This window comes from Planococcus citreus, assembly GCF_003664125.1.
Classification (GTDB): domain Bacteria; phylum Bacillota; class Bacilli; order Bacillales_A; family Planococcaceae; genus Planococcus; species Planococcus citreus.
The window spans coordinates 20,290-45,272 of sequence record NZ_RCCP01000003.1; the positions used below are offsets into that span (position 1 = coordinate 20,290).

Genomic DNA, 24,983 nt, shown 5'->3' on the forward strand with positions numbered 1-24,983 from the left:
CAAAAGGAGGAATTTGACGATGACGAAGAAACGGATTTATTTGAACGCTTTTGAGATGGTGTGTGCAGGCGGACACCAGTCGCCGGGATTGTGGCTGCATGAGGACGACTGGTCGCATACATACAAGGACAGCGAATATTGGATCGAGCTTGCGAAGCTATTGGAAAAAGGGAAGTTCGACGCGGTGTTCTTAGCCGATGTGCTCGGGACCTACGACGTCTATGGCGGGACGCGCGATGCGGCGCTTCGCAATGCGGTGCAGACGCCGGTCAACGATCCGCTATTGGTCGTGCCGCTCATGTCATCGGTGACAAAGCATTTGAGTTTCGGGGTCACGGCATCTGTCAGCCACGAACATCCGTACACCTTCGCGCGGCGCATGTCGACACTCGACCATCTAACAAAAGGGCGCATCGGCTGGAACGTCGTCACTTCCTATTTGAAAAGCGCCGCAGTGAATATCGGGCTCGATGACCAGATGAGCCACGACGAACGCTATGAATTCGCGGCCGAGTATTTGGACGTTTGCTATAAATTATGGGAAGGCAGCTGGGAAGATGGCGCGGTCGTGCGCGACAAACAGTCAAAAGTCTATACCGACCCGTCAAAAGTGCACGATATCCGCCACGAAGGCACGTACTTTAAAGTGCCAGGCGCTCATTTATCCGAACCGTCGCCGCAGCGCACGCCGGTATTGTTCCAGGCAGGAGCTTCGCCGCGCGGCAGGGAATTCGCCTCGAAGCACGCCGAATCGGTATTTACGGCAGGGCCGACGATTCCCGTCGTGAAAAAAGGCGTCGACGCACTCAGAGAACGCATCGCAGCGAATGGCCGAAATCCGGAAGATGTGCTCGTCTATACTACCTTCACCGCAATTGTCGGGAAGACCGAACAAGAAGCGCAAGAGAAATACGAAACCTTGAAAAGCCATGTCAGCTACGAAGGCGCACTCGCCTTGCTGAGTGGTTGGACCGGCATCGATTTCTCCGGATACGATCCCGAAGATACGCTCGAATACATCCAAAGCAACGCCATGCAATCGGCGGTCGAAGTGTTCACGCGTGCCGACCCGGATAGAAAATGGACCATCGGGGAACTCGCCACATTTGTCGGCATTGGCGGCAGAGGTCCTGTCGCGGTCGGCACACCGGAACAAGTAGCCGATGAAGTCGAGCGTTGGAGAGATGAAACAGGCGTTGACGGTTTTAATTTGGCTTACACGCTCGCGCCTGGCAGCTTCGAGGACTTTGTGGAATTGGTCGTTCCGGTCTTGCAGGAGCGTGGGCTCGTGCAGAAAGAATACACGGAAGGCACGTACCGCGAGAAAATCTACGGCAAAGGCCAGGCGCAATTGAAAGACAATCATCCGGGCAGAACGTTCAAGCACTTGCATGAACCGGCTAGAAATTAAAGGAGGAATGCGCATGCTGACAGCTTATTGGATCGCCGTCGCCGTCTTTTGGATCGTCGGGCTGACCTTATGGAATAAACTTTACCCAAAACCGAAAACGAAAGGAGGCGAACGCAATGGGTAATGAAACATCTTGGTTATTGCCGCTGATTGCATTAATGCTCGTCGGCTATTTCGCCCTGACGACGTGGCTCGGCAAAAAAGGCAAAGCCCATAGTGAATCGATGAAAGGCTTTGCCATCGCGAAAGGCAAAGTCAACCCGGCTGTTGTCGGCATGAGCTTCGGCGCCTCTTACGCTAGCGCCAATTTGTTTCTCGGCGTGCCGGGCTGGGCGTATACATACGGCTTGTCGACTTTGTGGTATACGATCGGCTGCTTCGGGGTCACATGGCTCGGCCTGTTGCTGTTCACGAAAACCTTCTGGCGCTACGGGCAGAAAAATGGCGGCAGCTTGACGATTCCCCAGTGGCTCGGCAACCGTTACCACAGTAAAGCCTTGCGCGTACTCGTCGCTTTATTGGTGTTGTTCAATATCTACTATATTGTCGGGCAGAATGTGGGACTCGCGACGATGTTCGAGACGGTCATCGGCATTCCATATTTATGGGGCATCGCGATCGGCGTCATCATCACCGTCGTCTACGTGAGCCTTGGCGGCGCGTTCGCGCAGATCGTCAGCGATGGCATCCAAGGGGCGACGATGGCGGTCGTGTCGCTGTTATTATTCATCTCGCTATTATGGACAATCGGCGGCGGATGGAATGTGTTCGGCACGCTGCAAGCGGAACTTCGCGCAATCGACCCGGCACTTGTTTCGCCGTTGTCGACTGGCGGGCCGTTCTATAGCGGCTTTGCCATCTTGAGCATCCAGTGGCTGCTGTTTTCATTCGTATTGCTGCCGCATTTGATGAATAAAGTGCTGACGGTCGAAAAAGAGGAAGACTTGCGAACCTTCACTTTATCCGCCGGTGTCTCTTTATTCACGCTGTCGATCTTCTCGGTATTCGCCGGACTTGCGGCGCGCATCATCTTGCCGGGCCTTTCGTCAGCTGACAGTGCTATTCCGGCATACATCATGGAAGCTTTCCCGGTTGTCATCGTCGCGCTGCTCGTCATGGGATTGATCTCCGCGATCCTGTCAACGACCGACAGTTTGTACCTTGGCATCACCAACAGCATCGGCAACGATTTGTTCAAAGTGCTGGCAGTGCCGGTTCTCTATAAAAACAAGAATCTGACGGAGCAGGAACTCGACGCCAAAGTACTGAAAGCCTCGAAAGTGTCGCTGGTCTTTATCGGCCTTGTGTCGCTTTATATGTCGATCAACCGGCCGGAATCCTTAGCCTTGCTGACGAATTTTGGGACCTCGGCGATCATCAGCGGCATCGCAGCGCCGATCAGCCTTGGATATTTCTGGAAGCATGCCAATAAATCCGGTGCCATCGCTTCCGTCGTCAGCGGTGCCGGCTGCTATATGACTTTGACCGGAACCGGCATCATCGAACACGTTTTCCAGGCGATGTTCTTCAGTTCGATCCTCGGCTTCACGTCGATGATTACGGTGAGCCTGCTTGCTGAAACCTTGAGAAAGCGCGAAAAGACTTCGCAGGAAGCGGTTCGCGGATTGTAAAGAAAAGCCCCGAGATCATTCGGGGCTTTTTCAGCTGTCGACAAGTTTAAGAAATCGTATTTTCCGAAGCTTATCGCTCGCTTTCCGTGGGCTCGCGCCCAAGCCTCCTCATCCGCTTCGCTGCTTGCGGGGTCTCGGTCGTCTCGCTGATCCACTGGAGTCGAGCGAACACTTCTCCAAATACTTATCTAGAACATTGAATATTAAATGTAGAAGTGACGATTGCTCTCCAATTCACAATGGATTAATAGACTTCTTGAACATCCTAGGAAAGCCCCGAAATCATTCGGGGCTTTTTCTTATCCCGCCAATCTTCAGGAAAATTTCATAAATCCAAGTGCGCCGCTCTTGTTTCTTCTGTTCAAATGAAATAGGCTGAAAAGAGTTGATGAAAAAATGATTTGACCTAACGAGAAAGAAGGAATTATTCCGATGAAGAAAACGATGATTTTATTGAGCGCATTGCTGGTGTTTCCGATTTCAGCACAAGCGCATTCTGTGCTCGAAGCCTCGACGCCGGCTGAAGGGGAGCTCGTAACCGAACCGGTTGTAGCCGTTGCACTTGATTTCAGTGCCGGTATTGAAGAAGGCAGTTCCATGACGATGACAATGGACGGGACCGCTGTGGATTTCAGTGAAGTGGCCGTTATGGATGACCAATTGATCGGTACGCCGGCTGAGGTGCTTGAGGACGGTGCTTATGTCGTGGAATACGATGTGCTGAGCGAAGATGGTCATCCGATCCAAGGGTCACTTGCTTTTGAGCTGCAGGCAGGCGATGAAGAAGCGGCACAAGAGGAGCCGGCTGAAGAATCAGCTGAACCGGAAGCTGATGAGAACGTAGCTGTGGAAACAGAGCAAACGGAAGCCACTGGTATGGAGCAAGCGGCAGCGGGCGACCCGGAAGCTCCGAGAGAAAATAATGGTTCCAGCATGACCTTGATCATCGCGGGCATCGCCATTATCCTATTGATCGCAGCAGTTGTCCTGATGCGTAGAAAACGATGAGCTGGTTGATCGCACTGTCGGATTTTTTTCTTTATGTAGTGCTGGCGTTCCTTGCAGGGGATGTCGTCTTGCGCTGCGTCAAATCGGAGAAAAAGCCGCTTATTGAGGTTCCGAAAAAGCTGCTCTTGATTGCGCTTGCGCTTATTCCGCTGTTACTTGCACCACCTGTCATCCAGCTGGTTTTGCTGCTGTCGGAAAGCTTCGGAATGATGCAAGCAATCGTTGATGTCACGACGGAATTTCGCGCTGGTCAAAGCTATGTATTCGGTACCTTGATGGCGGTGGCATGGTTGATCGTGGTGTGGCGCGACGGATCGTGGGTATTCCGCGCGTTTTGGCTCGTGCTCAGCGTGCTCAATGTGGCTTATGCGAGCCACGCTGCGTCCATTGCGGACTGGCAAGGATTTGCCGGGCATGCGCTTCATTTTCTGGCGCTCGTATTATGGGCAGGCGTATTGATCCACATCGCCTGGTTTTTGCGCGACGGGCGCAATTGGCGCGCGTTTCTTAAATGGTTTACGCCGTTTTCTGTTGTCCTGATGATCATTTTGATCGGCAGCGGCATCTGGCTCATGCTGTTTTTCGTGGCGCCGGAAGATTACGCGAGCTCGTGGATTTTGCCGTACGGACAGCTCTTGCTGCTGAAGCATTTGAGTATCGTGCCGCTCTTGCTTGCAGCGTTCATCAATGCCGTCTTGTCCCGAAGCGATGAGCCGAACCGCTCTTGGCTCAAAGTGGAGAGCTGGCTTCTGCTATTGGTGTTATTGATCACCGCTTTCATGAGCAAGCTTGCCCCGCCGCATAATATCAACGAAACGTTCCGGATGGAAGGCGGCGCGCCATTTGTCGAATGGGTCGCAGGACCGCAGTATCTTCCGGTCCATGCGGTATGGACGCCGAATATCGACGGTTTCTTGATGATGGCGATCGGCCTGATCTTCCTGGGCTTGCAATGGCTTGGCTATCGCAAACAGCTGCCTGAATGGTTGTCGTTCATCTTCGGTCTAGGGTTTGTCGCAGCGACTTATATTGGATTAATGTTCAGTTTTCTATTTTAATGAAAAGCCATCCCTGGAATGGTGAGTCTCAGACACCAGTTGACGATGCTGTACTCGAAAATTTGGGGCCGGCGGAGAAAAAATATCTTGAACCGGCTCTTGAAAAAGCGAGCTGACGAATACCGAACGCCTCCGGAAGGCCAACTTCCGGAGGCGTTTTCTATTGTTTCACTAGGCAGGGAAAACAGCTGCTGTGTCGAAAGAAACTACAAAGGAAATAGTTTTCGGGTAACAGCGCAGCAAAATCGGAGAGGGGTATGTGGCATGAAACGCAGATGGCCGGTTTTAGCATTGACATCACTTGGGGTATTCGGAGCTTACCGAAAATACAAAGACATGACGCGGCTCGTCAAGCCGACGTGGCCGGAAGTCCGTCACGCCGGGGAAGTGGAACAGGCAAGAACGGGTAATCTCCCGAAACCGATTGCCAAATGGCTGGAAGCAAGCGGCGCAATCGGCCGCGAACAAGTGATGGGCGTCTATGTAAAGCAAGTGGGCTGGATGAAAACCAAGCCTGACCAGGAAGAATGGACCGAATCGACCGCCGAGCAATACAGTTTTGTTGAACCGCCGTCGTTTTATTGGAAAGCGCGCATGAAAGTGGATGGCTTGTTCGTCACAGGGTCCGACAGTTTTCGGGACGGCCGCGCAGGCATGCGCATCCGCTTCGCGGGGCTCGTGCCGATCAACCGGGCGATGCCCGACGGCAAGCTCGATGAATCGGCTTTGCAGCGCTTTTTAATGGAGATGGCCTGGCTGCCTGGGCTGGTATTCAGCCCATACGTGCGTTTTTTGAACAGCAACGAACGTTCCGTGGAAGCGGAAATGACCTATAACGGGTCGACCGCCAATGTGACTTTCGAGTTTGATGAAACAGGGCGCATGAAGCGGGCGCGCGCGATGCGCTATAAAGAGGTCGGGGAAGATGCCAAGCGCTTGCCGTGCATCGCAGAAGTGCATGAATGGCAAACAGTCGACGGCATCGAAATCCCGCGGCGCATCGACATCACGTGGATCATCAACGGCCAAGCCTTCACTTGGTATAAATTCACCGTCGAAGCCGCCAAATTCAACCCGCGCGTCCCGGATGCCTGGTAGAGATCAGAAATGTAACAGAAAGTTCTTTGTTTTTTGATAAATCACCTTGACCCAAATCACCGCAGGGGGTATCATGTGGGAATACTGAAAACTGCATAGTGAATTCTTATCTAGAGAAGTCGAGGGACTGGCCCGATGACGCTTCAGCAACCAGCCGCTTGCGGTCAGGTGCTAATTCCAGCAGGCACACGCCTGGCAGATGAAAAGGAACGAGTCCGATATCGTAAAGCCTTCTTTTTCATGGAAGGCTTTTTTTGTTTCATATCGATGCGTCCGCAGCTGCACGGCAAAATCAGACAGAGGAGGACGAATCATGTTATTAGATGAACTGAAAAAACGGATGCTGACGGCGGACGGCGCCATGGGAACGCTGTTGTACTCCTACGGCATCGAATACTGCAACGAGGAATTGAACATCCAGCGCCCGGAAGTGATCGAGAAGATCCACCGCGACTATATCGCAGCCGGGGCGGACATCATCCAAACGAACACATACGGAGCGAATGCCCATAAACTGGCGCGCTACGGGCTCGAAGAACAGACAGAGGCGATCAATAAAGCGGCGATTGCCATTGCCAATAAAGCCGCAAAAGACGGTGGGCAGTTTGTCGTCGGCACGATCGGCGGCATCCGTGGCATCCGCAAAAGCGATGCGACGCTTGATGAAATCGTCGCCATGGTTGACCAGCAAGCCCAGCATCTATTGTCAGGCGACCCTGACGGCTTATTGCTCGAGACTTATTACGATTTCGAGGAACTCGCGGCAACCGTCAGCCACTTGAAGAAACTGACCGATGCGCCGCTCATTGCGCAATTATCCATGCATGAGCCCGGTATCCTCCAAAACGGCATGAGCTTGAACGAAGGATTGAAACGGCTCGATGCGCTCGGTGCGGAAATCGTCGGCGTCAATTGCCGTCTCGGCCCGCACCATACGATTCAGGCGTTCGAAGGCGTCGAACTGCCGGAAAAAGCCTTTTTGTCGGCTTACCCGAACGCTTCGCTTTTGGATATCGAAGACGGGCGCATCGTCTATGAATCAGAAGCCGATTATTTCGGCCGTGCGGCATTACTTTTGCGCGAAGAAGGCGTGCGCCTCATCGGCGGCTGTTGCGGCACGACGCCGAAACATATCGAAGCGGTGAAAAAACGCATCGGCCATTTGCAGCCGATCACCGAAAAGAAAGTCGAAGAGAAAAAACCGATCGTTATCCGTGAAGCAGAAGCCTTGAAAGATAAGCCGCTGCACGAAAAAGCGAAAACCGAACGGACCATCATCGTCGAACTCGATACGCCGCGCCATTTGGATATCGAGAAATTCCTCGAAGGTTCAAAAGCATTGGACGCAGAAGGCATTGATGCCATCACGATGGCTGACAATTCACTCGCTTCGCCGCGCATCAGCAATATGGCGATGGGCTCGATCCTCAAGCATAAGCAGGACGTCAGACCTCTCGCGCACATCACGTGCCGCGACCGTAATTTGATCGGCCTGCAATCACATATTATGGGGCTAGACGCACTCGGCATACACGACATACTTGCCGTTACGGGCGATCCGACAAAAGTCGGCGATTTCCCGGGCGCCACAAGCGTCTATGATGTATCAAGCATGGAATTGATCCAGCTCATCAAAAAGCTCAACGAAGGCATTTCATTTTCTGGGAAACCGTTGCGGAAAAAAGCGAATTTCTCTGTCGCCGCCGCGTTCAACCCGAATGTCCGCGTCGTGGAGCGAGCTGTTCAAAGGCTCGAGAAGAAAATCGAAGCCGGGGCGGATTATTTCATTTCGCAGCCGGTCTATACAAAAGAGAAAATCATCGAAATTCACGAGGCGACCAAACATCTGGACACGCCGATTTTCCTCGGGGTCATGCCGCTGACAAGCATCCGCAGCGCCGACTTCCTGCACAATGAAGTGCCGGGCATCAAATTGTCCGAAGAAGCGCTCGACCGCATGCGGGCTTGCGGCGAAGACAAGGACAAAGCGACCGCGGAAGGCATCCAGATCGCGAAAGAACTGATCGATACCGCAGCGGAATTATTCAACGGCATTTATTTGATCACGCCATTTGTGCGCTACGACATGACGGTGGAATTGATCCGCCACATCCGACAACTAGATTTAAAGAAAGCGAGCGATCGTGCCTATGCCTAAACATCTAATTGAACAGCAACTCGAAAAACGCATCCTCATCATCGACGGCGCAATGGGGACGATGATCCAAAATGCGAACCTGTCTGCCGAGGATTTCGGCGGCGAAGAATACGACGGCTGCAATGAATACTTGAATATTGTGCGCCCCGATGTGCTTGAAGGAGTGCATGACGCTTATTTGGAAGCGGGCGCTGACATCATCTGCACGAACACATTCGGTGGCACGCCGGTCGTCCTCGATGAATACGGGCTCGGCCATCGTGCAGCGGAAATCAATAAAAAAGCGGTGGAAATCGCCAAAAAGAGCCAAGCGAAGTATTCGACGGCGGAATGGCCGCGCTTTGTTGCGGGCGCACTCGGCCCAACGACGAAAACCTTGTCGGTGACAGGCGGCATCACTTTCGATGAATTAAAAACCGATTTCCAGGTGCAGGCAAAAGCCTTGATCGAAGGCGGCGTGGATCTATTGTTGCTGGAAACAAGCCAGGATATGCTCAATGTCAAAGCGGCGACGATTGCGATACGCGATGCCTTTGAAGAAACCGGTGTGGAATTGCCGGTGATGATTTCAGGAACAATTGAACCGATGGGCACAACGCTCGCCGGGCAGACAATTGAAGCATTTTATGTGTCGATCGAACATATCAAGCCGCTTTCTGTCGGTTTGAACTGCGCGACAGGGCCGGAATTCATGACCGATCATTTGCGTTCGCTGTCTGAACTGTCGACAGGCTATGTCAGCTGCTATCCGAACGCCGGGCTGCCGGACGAGGAAGGGCATTACCACGAGACGCCGGAATCCCTGTCGAAAAAACTGCGTGGCTTTGCTGAAAAAGGCTGGCTCAATGTCGTCGGCGGCTGTTGCGGCACGACGCCAGCACATATCGCGGCGGTGCGTGAAGCGGTCGATGGGCTGGCTCCGCGCGAGCGCAATGAAACAAGCCATGGCCATGCGGTGTCGGGCATCGAAGTGCTCGAATACGACGAGTCGATGCGCCCGCTGTTTGTCGGCGAACGCACAAACGTCATCGGCTCGCGCAAATTCAAGCGGCTCATTATCGAAGGGAAGTTCGAGGAAGCGGCGGAAATCGCACGCGCCCAAGTGAAGAACGGGGCGCACGTCATTGATATTTGCCTGGCGAACCCGGACCGCGATGAACTTGAAGACATGGCGGCATTCATGCAGGAAGTCGTCAAAAAAGTGAAAGTGCCGCTCGTCATCGATTCTACGGACGAAGACGTCATCGAAGCGTCGCTGAAATTCTCGCAAGGCAAAGCGATCATCAACTCGATCAATTTGGAAGATGGGGAAGAACGTTTCGATGCAGTCATGCCGCTCGTGAAAAAATACGGCGCTTCGGTCGTCGTCGGCACCATCGACGAAATCGGCATGGCGGTCACGCGTGAACGGAAACTTGAAATTGCGGAACGTTCGTACGAATTGCTGACGGAAAAATGGGGGCTCGCACCGGAAGACATCCTTTTCGATCCTCTCGTGTTCCCAGTCGGAACAGGCGACGAGCAATACATCGGCTCGGCGGTGGAAACGGTCGAAGGCATCCGCCTCATCAAGGAAAAGCTGCCGCGCGCTTTGACGATTCTTGGCGTGTCGAATGTGTCGTTCGGCTTGCCGCCGGTCGGCCGCGAAGTATTGAACGCCGTTTATCTCTACCATTGCACGCAAGCCGGGCTTGATTACGCGATCGTCAACACCGAGAAGCTCGAGCGCTTTGCGTCGATTCCGAAAGAAGAAGTGAAGATGGCGGAAGAGTTATTGTTCGAGACAACCGATAAGAACTTGGCGGACTTCACGGATTTCTACCGCGACAAGAAAAAAGAAAAAACGGAAGACGATATTCCGGATACCGTGCCGGAGCGTCTCGCTTACTATATTCTAGAAGGCACGAAAGAAGGGCTCATCCCCGATCTTGAAAAAGCGCGCGAGATGTACGAAGACCCGCTCGAGATCATCAACGGCCCGCTCATGGAAGGCATGGCGGAAGTCGGGCGCTTGTTCAACGACAACCAGCTGATTGTCGCAGAAGTGCTGCAATCAGCCGGCGTCATGAAAGCGGCCGTGTCGTATCTCGAAGGCTTTATGGAAAAGAAAGCGGACGATAGCGGCAAAGGCAAGGTCATTCTCGCGACCGTCAAAGGCGACGTCCACGATATCGGCAAAAACTTGGTCGACATCATCTTGTCGAACAACGGCTTTAAAGTAATCGACATCGGCATCAAAGTGACACCGGCGGCACTCATCGAAGTGATCCGTAAAGAACAGCCCGATATCGTCGGCTTGTCGGGGCTGCTCGTGAAATCCGCCAAGCAGATGGTGCTGACGGCACAGGATTTCCGTGAAGCGGATATCGATGTGCCGATTTTAGTCGGCGGTGCGGCCTTGTCCCGACGCTTCACCGAAACGAAAATCGCCGCCGAATACAACGGACCGGTCATTTACGCCAAAGACGCGATGCAAGGGCTGGACCTCGCGAACCGACTGCAAAGCGGCGCGGGAAAAGCAGTCTTGCTTGAAGAACTCGGCGCCCAACAGGAAAAGCGCCAAGCACAAGATGCAGCGCGCGCCGAAAAAGGCGCTGTCGCCATTTTGGAAAAACCGGTCAAGACCGTGCGCGAAGATGCGCCTGTTTACGTGCCGAACGATTTGCGCAGGCATGTATCGAAAGAGTATTCAGTCGCGCATCTATACCCGTACGTCAATATGCGCACATTGATCGGCCATCACTTGGGGCTGCGCGGCTATAGCGACAAACTGTTGCAGCAAGGCGATGCGCGGGCGGTGGAACTGCACGAACTTGCGACGAAGTTTCTCCAGTCGGGAATGTTGAAGCCGGCAGGGATGTATCAATTCTTCCCGGCGCAATCGGACGGAGACGATGTCATCATCTACGACCCGAAAGACGCCAAGACGGAAATCGAACGCTTCACGTTCCCGCGCCAAGCTAAAGCGCCATTCCTCTGTCTGGCTGATTATTTGAAATCAACCGCAAGCGGCGAGATGGATTACGTCGCGTTCATGCAAGTGACGGCAGGGCACGGGGTACGTGCGGAAGCGACACGCTTGAAAGAGGCAGGGCGTTTCCTCGAGAGCCATGCACTGCAAGCGACCGCTTTGGAACTTACGGAAGGATTCGCAGAACGCATTCATCAGGAAATCCGCGACCAATGGGGCTTCCCAGACGCGACGGATTTCTCGATGCGTGACCGGTTCGCGGCGAAATACCAAGGGCAGCGCTTCTCGTTCGGCTACCCTGCCTGCCCGAATCTGGAGGACCAGGCGAAACTGTTCGGCCTCATCAAACCAGAAGACATCGGGGTCCACTTGACGGAAGAATTCATGATGGACCCGGAAGCATCGGTATCGGCGATTGTCTTCGCCCACCCGGATGCGCGTTATTTCAATGTAGAATAAAGGAAGCGGAGCAGGGAAACCCTTGCTTCGTTTTTCTTTGTGTTCAAGTGGTATGATGAAGAATAGAGAGTTAAAGGAGGTGCGGACGTATGACCGTCTTGAATATTTTGGATTACTCGCCGATCGATGAAGGCGAAACGGCAGCTTCCGCGCTGCGCTCGACGGCGGAATTGGCGAAACTGGCGGACCGCTCAGGCTACAAGCGCTATTGGGTCGCTGAACATCATCAAGTGTTTTCAGTTGCCGGCAGTTCGCCGGAAATGCTCATGATGCACCTCGCGACACTGACCGAACGCCTGCGTATCGGTTCTGGCGGCGTTATGCTGCCGCATTACAGCGCCTATAAAGTGGCGGAGAATTTCCGGTTGCTTGAAGCGCTGCACCCGAACCGGATCGACCTCGGCATCGGGCGGTCGCCGAGTTTCCGGCTCGTCAACCAAGCGCTCAATGAATCAAAAGGCAAGCGTGTCCCTTATGCCCAGCAACTCATTGACCTAGAGAAATACTTCACTGATGAAACCGATCGTGAACATCGGTTCCAGAAACTGGAAGCGACGCCGATCACAGAGACAGCGCCAGAACTTTGGCTGCTCGGGACTGGCGAAGGCTCGGCGAAACTCGCGGCTGAACGCGGCATGGCTTATGCCTATGCGCATTTCGCGCGTCCTGAAAAAGCGGGAATCGATGCGATTGCACGCTACCGGGAAACTTTCATCCCGTCCGGATTGCGTGAACAGCCGCATGTTGCTATCGCCGTTTTCGCCATTGTGGGCGAGACGGAAGAGCGAGCCGAACAGCTCGCCAAAGCATTCGATTTATGGTTGTTGTTCGTCGAATCCGATTTCCAGCCGCCGTATTACCCATCGGTCGAGACCGCTGAAAAACGGCGCCTCAGTGCAGCGGAACAAGAACGAGTCAAGCGCAACAGGGGCCGCATGCTTGTCGGGACGGCTGAACAAGTTAAACAGCAAATCGAAACCGTCGCCGAACAATTTGGGGCCGACGAGATCACCATTATCCCAAATATCGCCGGCCACCAAGCGCGCATGGACACCGTTCGCCTATTGGCTGAAGCCTTTAATATGCAGTGAATGTATTAAGAAATCCAATATAAGTAAGGATTTCTTAGTATTTTCCTGATAATGGAATACATTAGGTGGATAAGTATTCGGAAAACTTTATAAAAACTGAGAATATGCAATATTGCCTTTTATTTAAGGAAATTGTCCTTTATAATAGTGAAAAACCTATTAGGAGGAGAACATATGAACAAATATAAATTAAGCGCTTTCACGACTGTAGTCGCTGGCGCCATGACGCTTGCAGCTTGCGGCGGCGGTGAAGAAGCAGGATCCGGCGGCGAGGGCGGCGGAGAAGGCCTCGAATCGAACATCGTGACAATCGCAACGGGCGGTGCATCCGGCCCTTACAATATCATCGGTTCTACGCTCGCAGATGTTTACAGCAATGAGTACGGCGTCAACTCCCGTACACAGACAACGGGCGCATCAGTTGAAAACGTTAACTTAATGAAGGAAGACAAAATCGAAATGGCGTTCACGATGAGCGATGTTGTCAGCCAGGCAGTTGAAGGAGAGGAAAGCTTCACCGAGCCGACAGACAAAATCAGCCAAATCGCTGCGCTTTACCCGAACTATGTGCAGATCGTCACGACAGAGGATTCCGGCATTGAAACTTTCGATGACCTTGTCGGCAAACGCATCGCCGTCGGTGACCAGAACTCCGGCGTTGAGGTCAATGCCCGCACGCTTCTTGAAGGACACGGCATTACATATGACGATATCGAAGTTGATTACCTCGGCTATGCAGAAGCGGCAGATGGCTTGCGTGCCGGCCAATTGGACGCAGCGTTCTTGACGAGCGGCTTGCCGAACGCATCGCTTTTGGAGCTTTCTGAAACACTTGATATCCGCATGGTGTCGATTGACCCTGCCGATGTAGAGGAAATTGCGCAGGACAAGAGCTATTTCGTTGCACTTGAAATCCCTGCAGACACGTACGGAAACGAAGAAGCGGTTCCGACTGCAGCAATCATGAATGCTTTGATCGTCGATTCAGAGATGAGCGAAGACGATGTCTACAAATTGACGCAGACTTTCTTCGACAACCTGGAAACACTCGGGAATTCCCATCAGGCAGCAACCGACATCACGCTTGAAAAAGCGCAAGAAGGCCTAGTGGCGCCATTGCACCCAGGCGCTGAACGCTACTATAGTGAACAATAAAAAGCTTTTGGGGGGAGGAGCATTCATTGCGGTGCTCCTTTTTTTCCTGCTGATAAAACTGCCGGTCATTGCCTTTGAAACGGGTGGCGAGCGGTTTTATTTGAAGGAAGAGGCGTTCGAATTATCGTGGATCCATTCGGTCGAAAAAGAGGAATGGCGCGAATACTACGAACGCAACGGACAGACGCTGCTGTTGACGGAAACCCATTTCAAGACATTCGGGGCAGGGGTGCCGTCAGATGGCACGATTTTGCCGTCAGATGACGGATTCGTCCATATGCAGATCGACCGGGAATTCGAAGAACTGAATTTGACTGTTTCGGAAAATGCCCAGACCGTCATACGTACAGGCGGCCGGGAAATCCCGCTGCACGCCTTAGCCGATGATTATGAAACGTTCCAGATTTCGGTCGACTATATTCATTTATGGAATTATGTAGGAGGGAAGACATTATGACCAAAGACAACCGGGATTTAGATGTTGAGAGCGTCTCGGCGCACGAAGAAGACAAAAACCTTAACCAGGAAGTGCTGGAGAAATACGATGTGGACGCCAAAGTCCGCAAATTGCGCAGCCGCAATATCGTCTTTGCCATTGCGGCGATCGCCATCGCATATTCCCTTTATCACCTATGGGTGACATTCAATCCACTGCCTGCACTTCAAGCGCGCTCGATTCACGTAGCAGTCGGGATGGGGCTTGTGTTCCTGGTCTATCCTGCATTCAAAAAGCAGGACAAGACGCGCATCCCATTCTATGACTGGATTTTGTTCTTATTCAGCTTGGCGACCGCTGGGTATTTAATCTATGAATATGATGCGATCATGACGACGCGCGGCGGGATTCCGAATACGCTCGATATCATCATGGCCATCGCAACCGTTGTCTTGGTTCTCGAAGCGGCGCGCCGCGTAACCGGCATCATCCTGCCAATTCTCGCGCTCGTGTTCCTGGTCTATCCGTTCATCAGCCATTTCTTGTGGATGCCGGATATGCTCATGACGCGTCCGTTTGACCTCGGCGATATTTTCGGGCAGCTGTATTTGAAAACGGAAGGTTTGTATTCGACAGCGATTTCCGCGTCCTTGCAATTCATCTTCCTGTTCATCCTGTTTGGCGCGTTCCTCGCGAAATCGGGGATGGGCCAATTGTTCAACGACTTGGCAATGGCGCTAGCCGGATCCAAGCAAGGTGGGCCGGCGAAAGTAGCGGTCATCTCGTCCGGATTCATGGGAAGCATCAACGGTTCCGCAATCGCCAACGTCGTTGGAACCGGTGCATTCACCATCCCCTTAATGAAAAAAATCGGCTACAATAAAAACTTCGCAGGCGCCGTCGAAGCGAGTGCTTCGGTCGGCGGGCAAATTTTGCCGCCGATCATGGGGGCCAGTGCCTTCATCATGGCCGAGACGACAGGCATCGCCTACGGCACGATTGCGCTTGCTGCACTCTTGCCAGCGGTCCTGTATTTCCTCGGGGTCATCATGCAAGTCCATTTCCGCGCCGGCAAAGACAGCTTACGCGGCATTCCGAAAGCTGACTTGCCGCGCACGAAAGAAGTATTGAAAGAAAAAGGGCATTTGCTATTGCCGATCGTAGGGCTTGTGTTCATGCTCTACACCGGCATGCCGATCGCTTATGCCGCTTTCTACACAATCGTCCTGACAGTCGTCGTTGCGGCATTCCGCAAATCGACGCGCATGGGCGTACGCGATATCCTTGAAGCGCTCGAAAACGGCGCGCGCCAATCGCTTTCCGTCATGATCGCCTGTGCGGTCGTCGGGATCATCATCGGCGTCGTCAGCCTGACAAGCTTCGGGACGGTCATGACGTCTGCCATCACGGCGTTCGGCGCAGGCTCCCTGTTCTGGACTTTGTTCCTGACAATGCTTGCATCGATCGTGCTTGGCATGGGCTTGCCGTCCATCCCGGCGTACATCATCACAGCGACCATGACAGCACCGGCGCTTGCTGAATTCGGCATCCCGGTTCTCGTTGCGCATTTGTTCGTGTTCTACTTCGGGATTTTCGCGAACATTACGCCTCCTGTAGCACTGGCCGCCTTTGCGGGTGCCGGGGTGTCCGGCGGGGATCCGATGCGAACCGGCTTCAATGCCTTGAAGCTTGCAATCGCCGGGTTCATCATTCCGTATCTGTTTGTCTACAATCCAGCGATGCTGATGATCGATACGACAGATGTAGCCGTCAACGCGACAGAATTCGCCTTGCCACCGATACTCGAAATCATCATGATCACCATCACGGCGATTATCGGCATCATCGCACTGAGTGCTGCGGCAGAAGGCTATTTCCAGACACGCATGAATGTCGTGACGCGAATCCTGCTCGGCATCGGGGCATTGATGACGATCTTCCCCGAAACCTTGACGGATACGATCGGCCTAATCATCGTCCTCGGGATCTTCGCCTTGAATTACATGAATGCACGAAAGAAAAATCAGTCGCCGAAAACGGCCTGAAGAATGAAATGAAACCGCCAGGAAAATTTCTGGCGGTTTTTCTGTGCAGGTTGGCGGTAGTGAGTTTGAACTTGTTTTTGAAAAAGTATAAAGACTAAGTAAGTAAATAAGTAAGTAGAATAGCTTGCGCTATTCGACTGCGTTGCAGGGGGCTGCTTGAGGCTCGCAGGATGTGAGTCATGCAGCTGATGCGACAGGACGTCGCGCTTTCAGCTACCCGGAGATGGGGCGGGTGTTGAGCCAACGTGCCAAGGAGCGTGGCACGTTTGTCTCGCCAGCCCGCGCGGTCCCACAGGCGTCAGCCTCCTTCCACTCCGTCTCTAGTTTTAGAGAGGAAGTAAATTTCTTCTGTTTGCTTAATAGAACATGGAAAAATGTGTCGTGTTTTGTAGCTTATGTCACTTTTGCTATGAAGGAGCTAATCAGTTCTGACCCGCCAACAATATTTCTAGTTCAAGCATTAACTTGCCAGACGCCGCGTCTCGGGAAGCGATTCCCCCGCTAGCCGGAAACGTATAAAGAAGCAGATCTACTTAAACAGTCTTCGCACAATGAAATGTCTAAGCGGTCCAGCGCCAAGGGTGAGCCGACGCAGTAAGACAAGTGTTCTTTTTGGCTTACTGCTAAAGGCCAACCCAAAGCAGGGCGGCGACTATTTTGCTGAAGCATAAATAGAACACGGTAATAATTCGACCAGCAAACCCTCGCTATCTTCAATATTTCCGCAACTCCCGCCCGGTTCATTCACCAATAGACAGGACAAGCAGCGTCATCCTGTATAATGGCCATAAAGACAGCAAGTGAGATGTGGGAGCAGAAAAGAAAGATGCGGATCATTTTGATAGGAGGAGGTCTCGAAGTGGGTGAAGACTTACTATTCAAGGATGTTTTAGTAGTCAATGTGGATCGTGCGGAGCGGGCGGATGTGCTAGTCGCGGACGGGCGCATCCAGCAAGTGAGTGACTCAATCTCATCAGGCGCCAGAAAAATTGACGGGCGCGGCAAGATCTTAATGCCGGGCTTCATTGATATCCATGTGCACGGCGCGAACGGGTTCGACGCCATGGATGCGGACGATCTGGCGCTTTCGGGAATGGCTCAGGCTTTGCCAGAAGAAGGCGTGACAGCGTTTGTTGCGACAACGATGACACAAACCGCGGATCAAATCGCCCGTGCTGTGGAAACAGCCGGGAATTACGTGGGCGTGAGCGGGGGAGCGGAATTGCTCGGGATTCATCTTGAAGGGCCATTTCTGTCTAGGGAACAAGCAGGAGCGCAAAACCCTGAACATTTCCGCAAGCCTGACCTTGCGTTATTCAAACGCTGGCAAGCGCTGAGCGGCGGCAACATCCGCATCGTTACGGTGGCGCCCGAGCTCGATGGGGCGGAAGAATTCATTCAGGCACTCATTGAATCGGACGTCATTGCTTCCATCGGGCATTCGGCAGCGACTTATGAACAAACGATTGCGTCAAAAGCGCAGCACATGACCCATCTATTCAATCAAATGTCGGCCTTTCATCATCGCGAACCCGGTGTGGTGGGCGCGGCCATGTTGGATACGCGATTCCGTGTCGAATTGATTGCGGATTTGATCCACAGCCATCCGGCAGCGGTGGAGCTTGCGTATCAACAAATCGGTGCCGGACGCTTGATCTTGATTACCGATGCGATGCGCGCCAAAGGCCTCGGTTACGGAAAGTATGATCTCGGCGGCCAGGCCGTCGTGGTCAATGAAACGGGCGCAAGGATTCAAAATGGCAGACTCGCCGGCAGTGTATTGACGATGGATCGTGCCATCCGGAATGTCCAGGAATTGTGTAAATGCAGTTTGCCGGAACTGGTCCAGATGAGTTCAGGCAATGCTGCTAAGGCGCTCGGTCTTTCCAAAAAAGGCGAGATTGCGGTCGGTATGGACGCCGACCTTGTGCTGCTGACGGAAGCGCTGGAGGTGGAATTGACTGTATGCCGTGGGGAAATCGCTTTTTCGGCAAATTAAAAATGCCTGGAGGAACAATCCAGGCATTCTTTTGGTTACTGAGCGGTCAATTCGCTTTCTGTAACCCATTTATGGTTGCTGACTGATTCTCCGGTTTCGGTATTTTCGAAATCGATCATGTAGACGGTCGTTTCTTCCGCACTGTCGACTGCTGCACTTGCGCCTTCCATGCCTTCCATATGGTCAGCCGCGAGCGTCACGGCATCGCCTTCAGCGTAAGGGTCGTCTTGCGCATCTTCAAGTTCTTCATGGATGACCCATTTATGGTTTTCGACAGGTGCCCCGCCGTCAGTTGGCGTGTAGCTGACGCTGTAGGCAGTCGTGTCGTATGCACCGGCGATGGTCGCTGTGGCTCCATCCATGCCCGGCATATGGTCTGCTTGAATGGTCGCCTTATCCCCAACAGCATATGTCGGATTAGCGGCTTCCATCAACTCATCCGGCACTTCGCCATCGCTCGAATGGTCCATGCCTCCGTGGCCATCGCTTTCTTCACGTTCTTCTGGGTCATCGATCTCTTCGAGCACTTCACCTGCTTCGTTAGTCGTCTCGGATTGTTCTTCGGGAGCGGCTGAATTATCCGCTTCCTCGCCTCCGCACGCGGCAAGTGTCAGGGCTGCCGCGATTGATGCGCTGCCCATCATGAGTTTTTTCCTGATCATACAATTCCCTCGTTTCCTGAAAATCTTGTTCTACTTGCCACATACCCGATACGTGGCGAGGTATGTATTTTGTGACAAAGATGCATCATTTTGCGCAATTAGTTGACCTTTTATTCGGACCATGAAACTATAGAAATAGCACAACAGAGAGGAAGATCGAGCGATGAAAAAGAACTGGTTATGGCCGGTGATCGCAGCCGGGCTGTTCATTTCAGCTTGCGGCGCAGAAACGGCTCAAGAGGAAACAGAAGATCCGAGCGACACGGCACCTGAATCAGCTGAGGAAACCGAAACGGCTTCAGCTGTGGATAGTGCGGCAATGGAGCTGGAAGTCCCGTTTGACGGCGTGATGGACCATGTCCATGGCATGGGCTATATCGAAGAAAACGGCGGATTGTATTTCGCTTCGCATCACGGCTTGAAGGTGCATCGCGATGGAAACTGGACAGAAATAGAAGATCAATATCATGATTTCATGGGCTTTAACGCGACAGCTACCGGTTTTATGTCGTCAGGGCATCCTGATATGCAATCCGGCATGCAAAATCCACTCGGCATCAAACGCAGCGATGACGGGGGAGAAACTTTCGAAGATCTCGGATTCGAAGGAGAGACGGATTTTCATGAAATGGCAGTCGGCTATAATACTAACAATTTGTTCGTCTTCAATCCGCAGGCGAATTCCGAAATGGAAACCGGCTTCCACCGAAGCGACGATGCCGGAGAGACATGGCAGCAGACAGCAGCAGAAGGGCTTGACGGGAAAGTGACGTATCTGGCGATGCATCCCGACGATTCGATGATGATCGCAGCAGCGTCGAACCAGGGAATCTTCTTGTCTGAAGACGGCGGCGAAAGCTTCACGCGCATCACGGAAGGCGAACTCGGAACCGCTGCATTCTTCAGTGAAGACGCGCTTTATTACGGCACGTACAGCGAAGAAGCAAAACTCGTGAAACGTGATCTGTCAGGCGGCGAAGAGGAGATTTCCTTGCCGGAGATGACAGAAGACGGTGTTGTCTACCTCGCGCAGCATCCAGAGAATGCGGAGCAACTGGCGATTTATACAGCGAAAGGCCATGCCTGGATGACGCAAGATGCCGGTGAAAACTGGACACAAATCTTGAAGTCAGGGCAAGTGCAATAACGATTCACAAACCGGGAGGAGCGCCTTCCGGTTTTTTTATTATGCGCGGAGCGGATTTCAAATGGATTTCACAATTTCGTTGTATACTTTCATCAACGATTGAAAAAGGATGAGGAAAATGAAAGCTAGGATCTTCGGGTTGCTGCTGGTGTTGTTGCTTGCAGGCTGCAGCGAAAAAGAATTGTATGTATTTCCGGATGACGGAGGCGAATTGATTTTGGTCGCGCATCTGAAGCAGCCATTGCTGACGGTCATTGATGCAGATTCTGAGGACATCATCGGCGAATTGGAATTGCCTTTTGTCGCATCGGATCTGGCAATGGTCGATGGGCGGCTCATTTTGGCGTCGGTCGAAGAAGAGCAATTGTACGCATTCGATTTCGAGACGCAAGCACTTGATGCCATCGGGGAAGTCGGGACGGGCGTATCGAAGCTGCTGGAAGTGGATGGCGCTTTATACGCAGCGCATGCGACACAAGACCGCGTGTCGAAAGTTTCGGTCGAGCCGTTCGCAGTCGAAGCGACGGCGGAAACGGATGAACATCCCCAAAGCCTGGCTTATGGCGACGGCAAGATCTTCGCTGCGAATGTCTACGGCCATAGCGTCCAGGCAATGGATCCTGAAACATTGGAAATCACGGCCAGCCATCGCATCATCGACCGGCCGAACGGGCTCGCTTATACGGACGGCAAGCTCTTGGTCGGCGGCCACGGCCCAAGTGGTGAATTGAACCGGGAACTGGTGAATTATTCCTTGGCTGAGGAGGAAGTGACGGAACGTATCGACGTCGGCTTGATGCCGATCGAAGTGCTCGCGGATGAAGATTCGTTCTATGTCCTGAACCACGGTTCGCATGAAGTCGTCGAGCTCGGGGCAGATTTGATCGAACGGGCACGCATGTCCGTTGCAGACAACCCGTATTACGGAACGCTTCAGGCCGGACGTCTATACGTCAGCAGCCTAGACGGCGATACGGTTACCGTCATCGATACGGAGCGTTTCGAAAAGCTGTCGGAAATTCCGGTGTCATCCGGGCCGCACGCCATAGTGATCAGGGAGGCACAGCCATGAACATTCTCGTAATCGACGATGAACAAACGATGCGCGACTTGCTGGCGCGCACGCTGAATGAAGCGGGATATTTGGTCCAGCAGGCGTCAACTGGCGAACGGGGCATCGAGCGGATCCGCGAAGGCGACATCGATTTCGTCATTTTGGATATCATGATGGCGGGACAGGACGGCTTTTCCGTATGCCGGCAGGTGCGGGAGTTTTCGGACGTGCCGATTTTGATGCTGACGGCGATCGCCGGCAGTGAAGCCGATAAAATCAACGGGCTGCGCGCCGGTGCCGATGATTATTTAATAAAGCCGTTCAGCCGCGGCGAATTGCTGGCGCGGATTGAAGCGATATTGCGGCGCGCAAAAGGGGCGGCCTTCAAACCGGAGCCTGTACTCTCCAATGGGCGCATCGAATTGAACGAAACGATGCGCCGCGTGACCGCAGACGGCAAGCAAGTCACACTTACGCGCAAGGAGTTTGATTTATTGGCGCTGTTTTTGGCACATCCTGGGCAAGTGTTCTCGCGTGAACAATTGATGGAGAAGCTGTGGGGCGAGCAGGCCTTGAATGTAACGACACGTACCGTCGACACCCATATCAAGACTTTGCGCATCAAACTCGGCGATGCCGGTGCGGCGATCGAAACCGTATGGGGCCTCGGCTATAAGGTGGTGGCCGGATGACAGGCATCAATGCGAAATTATGGTGGCTGTTCGCAGGTATTAGTTTGGCGGGAATTGCGCTGTTGGCGTTTGTGGCGATCTCCATTTACGACGCTGTTTATGTCGACAGCGAGCGTGCGCAGCTTGTGGAGATGGCAGGGGCGTTGGCGAATGCTTATGAAAACGACGAGGGCTCGCTTGATTCGATCCATAAATTTTTGGAGGAAGCGGGGCTTGATGCAGTGACGGTCGATGATCCGATGGTGCTCGGTTCGGCTTTACCGCTGCAGGCGCCTGAAGAAGACGTCATCATCACATTCGAGGAACGCGAGCGCTTGTCACAAGGGGAAACCGTCATCATCGAACGCCAAAATGCATATCTTGGCTCAGATTTGATCGGCGCAGCGGTACCGGTCATTACAGGCAGTGAATTGACTGCCGTCGCGCTCGTCTACCGGCCGGTATCGGATTTATTGCAAGCTTTCCTCAATGTCCTGTCGGTGCTCATCGCGGCCGGTGTGTTGGCACTCGTGGCCCTATTATGGATCCGCCGGCGTATCCACATCGAATACACGGCGCCGCTCGAAGCGCTCGGAGCTTCTGCTGACCGTATGGCAGCGGGCCGTTTTGAAGGGAGTACGGGCGTGACTGCCGACAATGAAGTCGGGGAACTGGCGCGCTCGTTCGAGAAGATGGCCGCCTCGATCCAAGCGCAGGATGAAGATAAACGCGAATTCCTGCAAAACGTGTCACACGAATTAAGGACGCCCCTTAGCTATATTAAAGGCTATAGCGAACTGCTCCAAAAGCCTGCCGATGACCAGGCGAAAATCGCCGCCATCTTGTACAGCGAATCCGAACGGATGGAGCGGCTCGTCAATCAATTGCTTGATTTGACGAGGCTCGAGGGTGGCAAAGGGCAATTGAACACCGAATTGCTCGCTTTCGCCGAAGTCGTCCGGGAAGCGGTTGAAAAAACGGAAGTCGAATGGCGCAAAAAACAGCTCCGCGTCCGGGCGGAACTGGACGAAGAACTGTTAATTGAAGGCGATGGAGACAGGCTGCTGCAAGTGCTCATCAACCTGCTCGACAATGCGATCGCTTACACCGAATCATTGGGCGAAATTTTGATCCGCTTGTCGGCATCGAACGGTGAAGCGCTGCTCGAAGTCATCGATTCGGGAAGCGGCATTGCTGAAGAACATTTGCCGCATGTCACCGAACGCTTTTACCGTGCTGAAAAAGGGCGCGTCCGGACTGGCGGCGGGGCAGGCATCGGCTTGTCGATTGTCCGGGAAATTGTCGAATTGCACGGCGGTTCGTTGGCTTTTAATTCCAAAGCAGGAGCCGGAACAAGCGTCAGCATCCGTCTGCCGAAACAGGATATTTAACGCACAAAACCCGCCCTCGAACTTGAGGGCGGGTGTTTTTACGTCAGCAAAGCCTTTCCGGAAATCGAGCGAGCGCAACGGATGCCGCTTGCGGCGACGCCGATCGTGCCGCCGCCCGGGAAGATATGGTCGCCTGTCAAATACAATCCCGGCAACCCGCTATGATGCGAAATGGATTTGAATAACGCCGCATCCAAAGTCTGTGCGAAACCACCCACATAGCCATTCGGCCGTCCGGTATAATGCTGCCAGGCGAGCGGTGCGCCGCTTTCGACATGGACGATCGCCGAACGGAAGCCCGGGATATGCTGCTCGATCAAGTCCAGCATGCGTTCTGAAAGCTCGGTGCGCATCGCTTCGTAATCTTCCTGCGACTGCCAATAGCCCGGCTTCGAATGCGTCGAAATGGTCACCGTCTGGAAGCCTTCGGGAGCGCGCAGCCGGTCATTCATCCGCGAGGCCGACATGAAGAAATGATGCCCTTCGTCCATGGCCGTACCGCTCGAGAGCTGGCGGAACTCGGGAAGGGGTTCTGCCAGCTTCTCCGCCTCGATCGCCAAATACAAAGTCAAAGTCGTCCAGGTTTCGGTGCTGATGCCTTCTTGCAGCGGGCGCTTTAACCGGTGATGATGATCGACCGGCAACAGCTCGGTCAATAAGTGGATCGGCGCATTGAAGACGACGGCATCCGCTTCGTACGAATTGCCGCGCTGGTCGCTGGCATGCCAGACACCATCTTTATGTTCGAGCGTCTGGACGGTGCGCGGCTTTTTCACTTTGCCGCCGTTTTCTTTAATGCTGTCCGCCATCAATTCCGCGAAACGGTACAAGCCGCCCGGGACGTAATAAGCACCTTCGTGATAGATATCAAGCGCCACGGCCGCGAGCAAATACGAGACATCTTCCGTCGTCGTCTGCATGCTATCGATCAACAGCCCATCGAGCACATGGCGGAATGCATCGAGTTCGTGGAGGCCGTGCTTTTTCAATACGTCGCCGAGCGTCAGCTGGAATTTCGGCAGCAGGCGCAAATGAACCGGGCGCAAAGCTTTCGTGAGCGCCGCCCATTCCCGCGCGTTGGCTGGCGGCAGCGCAGGCAGCGGCCCCATTAATGTGCGGGTGATACGCGCCGTGCGGTATAGTTCTGCATAGAACGATAGGATGGCGGTTTTATGCTCTGGAAAATGATTAGCCAGTTCCCGCACATGCCTCCTGCGGTCTTTATGGAAAACGAAGGTGCCTATCGGGTGAACCATTTCCATCACCCGCTTGAGCGGTTCGAGGTCCATTGGCTTTCCGAGGTGGCGGAATACGCGTTCATGAATGCCGCCGGGCTCGAGTCCCATGCCGAGTGTGGCGCCGACCGGAAATAAATACGGGTGGCGTTTGTATTTTGCGGCACAGCCGCCGATTTCTGCTGCGGCTTCGAGCACGGTCACTTCATAGCCTTCTTTTGCCAGCAAGGATCCGGCCGTCAATCCGCCGATGCCGGCACCAACAACCAATATGCGTTTTGTCATCATGTCCCCTCATTTCTC

General features: G+C 53.4%; 18 protein-coding genes and 1 riboswitch. Of the genes, 16 read left to right on the plus strand and 2 right to left on the minus strand.

All coding sequences use genetic code 11. The features are described from left to right. Positions 1 to 19 precede the first annotated feature (19 nt). The 12 genes from DFR62_RS10385 to nagA all read left to right on the plus strand — a co-directional run bounded on the left by DFR62_RS10385 (position 20) and on the right by nagA (position 18,520). Entirely contained in the window at positions 20 to 1,411 is a 1,392-nt protein-coding gene (locus tag DFR62_RS10385) for an LLM class flavin-dependent oxidoreductase (protein WP_121300314.1), read from the plus strand. Between the two features lie 116 nt (positions 1,412 to 1,527). Continuing rightward, complete coding sequence (locus DFR62_RS10390; protein WP_121300315.1) at positions 1,528 to 3,042, plus strand: sodium:solute symporter family protein; 1,515 nt, start codon at positions 1,528 to 1,530, stop codon at positions 3,040 to 3,042. 432 nt (positions 3,043 to 3,474) lie between these two features. After that, the gene (locus tag DFR62_RS10395; RefSeq protein WP_121300316.1) at positions 3,475 to 4,050 is read left to right on the plus strand and encodes a copper resistance CopC family protein; all 576 of its coding nucleotides are present in this window, start codon (positions 3,475 to 3,477) and stop codon (positions 4,048 to 4,050) included. Continuing rightward, positions 4,047 to 5,108, plus strand: a complete 1,062-nt coding sequence (locus DFR62_RS10400; protein WP_121300317.1) for a copper resistance D family protein — start codon at positions 4,047 to 4,049, stop codon at positions 5,106 to 5,108. Before DFR62_RS10395 ends, DFR62_RS10400 begins: the two co-directional genes overlap by 4 nt. Positions 5,109 to 5,372: 264 nt before the next feature. Beyond that, positions 5,373 to 6,206 carry a DUF6920 family protein gene (locus DFR62_RS10405; protein WP_121300318.1) on the plus strand — a complete coding sequence of 278 codons (834 nt, stop codon included), beginning with the start codon at positions 5,373 to 5,375 and terminating at the stop codon, positions 6,204 to 6,206. Between the two features lie 103 nt (positions 6,207 to 6,309). Then, a riboswitch (SAM riboswitch) is annotated at positions 6,310 to 6,412 on the plus strand. A 104-nt stretch (positions 6,413 to 6,516) separates the two neighbouring features. Continuing rightward, positions 6,517 to 8,364, plus strand: coding sequence for a bifunctional homocysteine S-methyltransferase/methylenetetrahydrofolate reductase (locus DFR62_RS10410; protein WP_121300617.1), 1,848 nt, complete (start codon positions 6,517 to 6,519; stop codon positions 8,362 to 8,364). Further along, the gene (gene metH, locus DFR62_RS10415) at positions 8,357 to 11,794 is read left to right on the plus strand and encodes a methionine synthase (protein ID WP_121300319.1); all 3,438 of its coding nucleotides are present in this window, start codon (positions 8,357 to 8,359) and stop codon (positions 11,792 to 11,794) included. Before DFR62_RS10410 ends, metH begins: the two co-directional genes overlap by 8 nt. 89 nt (positions 11,795 to 11,883) lie before the next feature. Then, positions 11,884 to 12,885: an LLM class flavin-dependent oxidoreductase gene (locus DFR62_RS10420; RefSeq protein WP_121300320.1), complete on the plus strand. Its 1,002-nt coding sequence runs from the start codon at positions 11,884 to 11,886 to the stop codon at positions 12,883 to 12,885. 174 nt (positions 12,886 to 13,059) lie between these two features. Then, a complete protein-coding gene (locus tag DFR62_RS10425) occupies positions 13,060 to 14,040 on the plus strand; it encodes a TAXI family TRAP transporter solute-binding subunit (protein WP_121300321.1) in 981 nt (326 codons plus the stop codon). 31 nt (positions 14,041 to 14,071) lie between these two features. Beyond that, positions 14,072 to 14,497: a DUF1850 domain-containing protein gene (locus DFR62_RS10430; protein ID WP_241663155.1), complete on the plus strand. Its 426-nt coding sequence runs from the start codon at positions 14,072 to 14,074 to the stop codon at positions 14,495 to 14,497. Next, positions 14,494 to 16,521 (plus strand): TRAP transporter permease, encoded by a 2,028-nt coding sequence (locus DFR62_RS10435; protein WP_208640410.1) that lies wholly within the window; start codon positions 14,494 to 14,496, stop codon positions 16,519 to 16,521. The genes DFR62_RS10430 and DFR62_RS10435 overlap by 4 nt, the downstream gene beginning before the upstream one ends. Before the next feature lie 859 nt (positions 16,522 to 17,380). Then, positions 17,381 to 18,520: an N-acetylglucosamine-6-phosphate deacetylase gene (gene nagA / locus DFR62_RS10440; protein WP_241663050.1), complete on the plus strand. Its 1,140-nt coding sequence runs from the start codon at positions 17,381 to 17,383 to the stop codon at positions 18,518 to 18,520. A gap of 35 nt (positions 18,521 to 18,555) precedes the next feature. Here nagA and DFR62_RS10445 read toward each other — a convergent pair whose 3' ends face one another. Continuing rightward, positions 18,556 to 19,182: a DUF1541 domain-containing protein gene (locus DFR62_RS10445; RefSeq protein ID WP_121300323.1), complete on the minus strand. Its 627-nt coding sequence runs from the start codon at positions 19,180 to 19,182 to the stop codon at positions 18,556 to 18,558. A 163-nt stretch (positions 19,183 to 19,345) separates the two neighbouring features. Between DFR62_RS10445 and DFR62_RS10450 the strand changes: the two genes are divergently transcribed. The 4 genes from DFR62_RS10450 (at position 19,346) to DFR62_RS10465 (ending at position 23,445) form a co-directional block, all read left to right on the plus strand. Continuing rightward, positions 19,346 to 20,329, plus strand: a complete 984-nt coding sequence (locus tag DFR62_RS10450) for a F510_1955 family glycosylhydrolase (RefSeq protein WP_121300324.1) — start codon at positions 19,346 to 19,348, stop codon at positions 20,327 to 20,329. Positions 20,330 to 20,447: 118 nt separating this feature from the next. Beyond that, a complete protein-coding gene (locus DFR62_RS10455; RefSeq protein WP_121300325.1) occupies positions 20,448 to 21,401 on the plus strand; it encodes a YncE family protein in 954 nt (317 codons plus the stop codon). Next, positions 21,398 to 22,075: a response regulator transcription factor gene (locus DFR62_RS10460; RefSeq protein WP_121300326.1), complete on the plus strand. Its 678-nt coding sequence runs from the start codon at positions 21,398 to 21,400 to the stop codon at positions 22,073 to 22,075. The genes DFR62_RS10455 and DFR62_RS10460 overlap by 4 nt, the downstream gene beginning before the upstream one ends. Then, entirely contained in the window at positions 22,072 to 23,445 is a 1,374-nt protein-coding gene (locus DFR62_RS10465) for a sensor histidine kinase (protein ID WP_121300327.1), read from the plus strand. The genes DFR62_RS10460 and DFR62_RS10465 overlap by 4 nt, the downstream gene beginning before the upstream one ends. Before the next feature lie 38 nt (positions 23,446 to 23,483). On the opposite strand, the gene DFR62_RS10470 is transcribed toward DFR62_RS10465, so the two are convergent. Further along, positions 23,484 to 24,965 (minus strand): phytoene desaturase family protein, encoded by a 1,482-nt coding sequence (locus DFR62_RS10470; protein ID WP_121300328.1) that lies wholly within the window; start codon positions 24,963 to 24,965, stop codon positions 23,484 to 23,486. Between the last annotated feature and the right edge of the window lie 18 nt (positions 24,966 to 24,983).

Coding starts and splice junctions, on each gene's coding strand:
- DFR62_RS10385 (WP_121300314.1), top strand. CDS start 20: ATGACGAAGAAACGGATTTATTTGAACGCTTTTGAGATGGTGTGTGCA.
- DFR62_RS10390 (WP_121300315.1), top strand. CDS start 1,528: ATGGGTAATGAAACATCTTGGTTATTGCCGCTGATTGCATTAATGCTC.
- DFR62_RS10395 (WP_121300316.1), top strand. CDS start 3,475: ATGAAGAAAACGATGATTTTATTGAGCGCATTGCTGGTGTTTCCGATT.
- DFR62_RS10400 (WP_121300317.1), top strand. CDS start 4,047: ATGAGCTGGTTGATCGCACTGTCGGATTTTTTTCTTTATGTAGTGCTG.
- DFR62_RS10405 (WP_121300318.1), top strand. CDS start 5,373: ATGAAACGCAGATGGCCGGTTTTAGCATTGACATCACTTGGGGTATTC.
- metH (WP_121300319.1), top strand. CDS start 8,357: ATGCCTAAACATCTAATTGAACAGCAACTCGAAAAACGCATCCTCATC.
- DFR62_RS10420 (WP_121300320.1), top strand. CDS start 11,884: ATGACCGTCTTGAATATTTTGGATTACTCGCCGATCGATGAAGGCGAA.
- DFR62_RS10425 (WP_121300321.1), top strand. CDS start 13,060: ATGAACAAATATAAATTAAGCGCTTTCACGACTGTAGTCGCTGGCGCC.
- DFR62_RS10435 (WP_208640410.1), top strand. CDS start 14,494: ATGACCAAAGACAACCGGGATTTAGATGTTGAGAGCGTCTCGGCGCAC.
- DFR62_RS10445 (WP_121300323.1), bottom strand. CDS start 19,182: ATGATCAGGAAAAAACTCATGATGGGCAGCGCATCAATCGCGGCAGCC.
- DFR62_RS10450 (WP_121300324.1), top strand. CDS start 19,346: ATGAAAAAGAACTGGTTATGGCCGGTGATCGCAGCCGGGCTGTTCATT.
- DFR62_RS10455 (WP_121300325.1), top strand. CDS start 20,448: ATGAAAGCTAGGATCTTCGGGTTGCTGCTGGTGTTGTTGCTTGCAGGC.
- DFR62_RS10460 (WP_121300326.1), top strand. CDS start 21,398: ATGAACATTCTCGTAATCGACGATGAACAAACGATGCGCGACTTGCTG.
- DFR62_RS10465 (WP_121300327.1), top strand. CDS start 22,072: ATGACAGGCATCAATGCGAAATTATGGTGGCTGTTCGCAGGTATTAGT.
- DFR62_RS10470 (WP_121300328.1), bottom strand. CDS start 24,965: ATGACAAAACGCATATTGGTTGTTGGTGCCGGCATCGGCGGATTGACG.